The organism is Shigella sp. FC1661 (genome assembly GCF_001712525.1).
Classification (GTDB): Bacteria; Pseudomonadota; Gammaproteobacteria; order Enterobacterales; family Enterobacteriaceae; genus Escherichia; species Escherichia coli.
Window position 1 is genome coordinate 1 of the sequence record NZ_MDGW01000402.1, and the last position, 819, is coordinate 819.

Below are 819 nucleotides of genomic sequence, written 5' to 3' on the forward strand. Positions count from 1 at the left end.
TTTTTTGTTTCCGGCATCCACAAAGAACGGAATATTCAGGTCTGCGCAACACTCAACGGCATCGTCAAAATTATCAAAGCGCAGAACCTCAGCTTCTTCGTAACCGGCTCATTTAAACCGTCTGGTCTGTTTCCTCCGGCTCCACAAAAATAATGTCCATCATTTTGAAGTGGACACTATCGTATGGAATACCGGACCTGGATCACTGAAGCTTTACGCCTTCATTTCGAAGAACATTTACCACGGGTTGTGGCCGGACGTCGCCTGGGCGTACCAAAATCAACTGTCTGTGGTATGTTCGTGCGCTTCCGCAACGCTGGCCTTTCATGGCCTCTGCCCGCAGGTATGTCGGAGCAGGAACTTGATGCCCTTCTTTACGGAAGTGCCTCCACAGTACCTGTCGTACTTACTGAAAGCACCGTTATGCCCAAACTCCCGGTGGTAAAAAAACGTCCCCGGCGGCCTTAATGCCAGTCAGTTAAGCAACTGACTGGCTCTTTTTCGGGGCTGTGGGGTATTTCCAGGGCCTCTCCTTTACCACTCTCGGAAGGCCCTTCCCCTTCTCGTCGGTAATTTCACAAGTTGTCCCATACTTGCAAGATCGCGCATCAGCTCCGGTATACGTCCCGGTGAAGCGCCCTGCAATGTCATCAGCATTCTCATCACCATTCCGCATGATTCTGAGAAACTCAGTTGATTCGGCCAGTAACCTTTCAGATGTTCCGCCATTTTAATCATCTGATATCTCACCAGATTATAAGCCAGTAAGACACCCCACAGCTCTTGCTCCACAAGCTCCGGCTTTTTACTTCTCAGCGT

Annotated in this window: 2 pseudogenes; one reads left to right on the top strand and one right to left on the bottom strand. The window is 49.9% G+C overall.

The annotated features are described in order from the left end of the window. Positions 1-183 precede the first annotated feature (183 nt). Positions 184-465 (top strand): annotated as a pseudogene (locus tag BFF42_RS27035) (IS66-like element accessory protein TnpA); the annotation flags it as partial. Positions 466-478: 13 nt separating this feature from the next. Here BFF42_RS27035 and BFF42_RS19030 read toward each other — a convergent pair. Beyond that, positions 479-819: pseudogene (locus BFF42_RS19030) on the bottom strand (IS4 family transposase); the annotation flags it as partial.